Source organism: Salipiger sp. PrR007, assembly GCF_010499845.1.
GTDB lineage: Bacteria > Pseudomonadota > Alphaproteobacteria > Rhodobacterales > Rhodobacteraceae > Salipiger > Salipiger pacificus_A.
Genome location: NZ_JAAGOZ010000079.1, coordinates 1 through 2,611, shown reverse-complemented (window position 1 = coordinate 2,611; position 2,611 = coordinate 1). Strand labels below are relative to the sequence as shown.

General features: G+C 49.4%; 1 protein-coding gene and 1 pseudogene. Both read left to right on the top strand.

Annotated elements, in window-relative coordinates:
• Window positions 1-921 (top strand): annotated as a pseudogene (locus tag G0Q01_RS23475) (hypothetical protein); the annotation flags it as partial.
• 405 nt (window positions 922-1,326) lie between these two features.
• A complete protein-coding gene (locus tag G0Q01_RS23470) occupies window positions 1,327-2,382 on the top strand; it encodes a DUF485 domain-containing protein (RefSeq protein ID WP_164198531.1) in 1,056 nt (351 codons plus the stop codon).
• Window positions 2,383-2,611: the final 229 nt, after the last annotated feature.

The following is a 2,611-nucleotide window of genomic DNA, read 5'->3' as shown; positions in this document are numbered from 1 at the left end:
GTTCGGCGAATGACGCAGAACCTCGCCCGTATCAATCGGGTGCTTGCGACACGCTGGTACGACCTGCTCATCCCCGATGCGGATTTAGCTGCGCTACAAGAGCGTCTCTCGGACGACCCGGCAGGAGGTAAGCCTCTCGGGATGCACCGAAGGAACCTCTACCGTGTCTTCAATGATCGGGAGCTTACGACCGGTGGTCGCTTCTATGGTGGCTGGTGGCAAAGCGTGCCGAAAGCGTACCGGAGGCACTTGGCCGTGAACGGCAAGCGGATGGTCGAAATCGACTATTCGAACCTCCATCCCGTGATCCTCTACGCTGAAGCTGGCGCAACACCTCCGGTCGACTGTTATCGTGGGATTTTTGATGAAGTGACTGAGACGAAGGGAGGAGCCGAACTCCGCAGTATGGTCAAGGCCACCTTCAATGCAATGCTGAACGCAGAAAGGCCCCTGCGACAGGCTCCCAAAGGTATCGAACCGGGCAAGTTCAATATGTCGTGGCCCAGCGTTTCTAACGCAGTTCGCTCCGCTCACGGACCAATCGAGAATAAATTTTATACTGGTGCAGGAAAACGTCTACAGCGAACCGACAGCGATGTCGCGGAACGCGTGATGTTGGATTTCATTGAAAGCGGCATTCCTATCTTGCCCGTACACGACAGCTTTCTGGTACATGAGGGTCACCGTGAATTTTTGAACAAGTCAATGCAGTCGGCGCTAGTAGAGGTATGTGGCGTCGAGACAAAACTTAAGGTGATTGACGCGGACCTTAGCAGTGTTGTCGCCGAGCAAGCTGCTGATCGGGCCAAGGACCCGGAGGACTTCGGCCCGCAAACGAGTCTAGATATTTCCGAAATCCTCAGCTCGCAGGAAGGGTATGATCGCCGCCTCGACGCTTTTTTCAACATTGAGCAGGCATGACACTTGTTCTCACCAGCGCCGGACCTCTGAAAGGGAGAGAGATGCCACGCGTTCTCAACGCATGAATTTTGACGACTTTTTCGGTACTTGAGAAGAGTGTCCTCAAGGACGTTGCGCTTTCGCACATTCGTAGACCGCCCTAGCGATCTCCAGATGTAGGGACTACCAAGCGTCGCGGAGTTCAATGTGAATCCTGCAGTGTCTTGGGACTCTCTATGCCCGCATGGTGAACGACACAGTCTGCGAGGCGAACTAATGGATGCATTTTTCGGATAGGCTCAAAAATCACTGTTCGTTTTCGTGGCACTTTGTAGGCTCAGCCGAATCGGTAGCAGAGCTATATTGCTAGATCATTGAGATACATGCTTACCTCTCTCTTAGCGCGAAGATTACTGGAGATGTGCGATGAAGAACGATGCGATGGAACAAGAAGGCTCTCGGCCTTCAGTAGAGCCTGTGACAACTGGGGAGGCGGCTAGAGGTAGAGAAGAGAGTCACATAAAGATGCTTCTCAAAGAGCATTGGACGCTGATATGCGGTCTGGTATTTGTATCCTTTGGGTTCTTTCTGCTGCTTGAATTCAAACCTGAAAGCTTAGCTCAAAAGCTTGGCATTGGAATACCGATTGAGGTGGGGTTTGCATTCATTATTGCTTGGGTCGTGGGTATGACCGTAGAGAGGGAGGCTCGCAGGGAGTTAAGTGATCATGCAAACAAGCAGGCCGTAACAATAAGTGAGAACGTATTTAAGTACCTGTATAGTGTTGACCTTCCGAGAGATGTCTTTGATCTCGTCGAGGAGTACGTTTTTAAGCAGAAGGTAATCAAGACATCCCAACTGCTCGTTTTTGACCTCACCTCAGAAATTATTGAGGGTGATTGGATTGCCATGAATTGCGAATTTGATTACAGAATCAAAAACATATCTAGCGAAGATGTCGACTATCCCGTAAGGTTTCATGCTTCGAAAGTCTCTGGCTTGAATGAGCCTAAGGTTGGTGACGTCGGACTAAAGAGCTTAATCATTGGGAGTGAGGAGATTGAAGAGGCCGAGTTTCAGGACATTGATGACGCCGATGAGGATAACGTTGGTCAACAGAAATTTTCAAAGAATGTAACGCTGAGGCCGGGTGAAGAGAAGAGGATAAGAGTAAACTTTTCTCAATATAAGAGAGTCAATGACAATGATCTTTTCCAGACGAACGCGATCAGCCTATGCACGGAATTGCGCGTGCATTACAATGCTGAGATGATGAATCTCTTTTGGGAGCCAGTTCACCCGTCGGAGAAATTTGACAGAGAGATGAATCGGCAAGCTGGCACAAAAAATGCATGTAAAATCGCTGAGATTGATAGTCCGCTGCTGCCAAAACATGGTATCTTCATCTGGTGGAACAAAATTCCGGCTCGTGAGGAAACGCCTCCGGGCGAGATTCATTATCCTGAAGTGCAAGGAAAATAAGCGGAAAGACCCGATAGATGGTCCAATCTTGCCGTTGCTATGACCCTTGAAAGCCTCTAAGCTCACACTACTTAGTGAGGAACTCTACAGCGCTTTCTTATAGGTGACCTATGAAAAACCTAGGGACGGGCGGCGGCACTGGATGCTAACGCTTTGAATTCAAAGAAAATGGGTGAACACAGTTCGCCCATTTTTTCTTTTCTGCGAATCGACTGATGATTCCGATCGA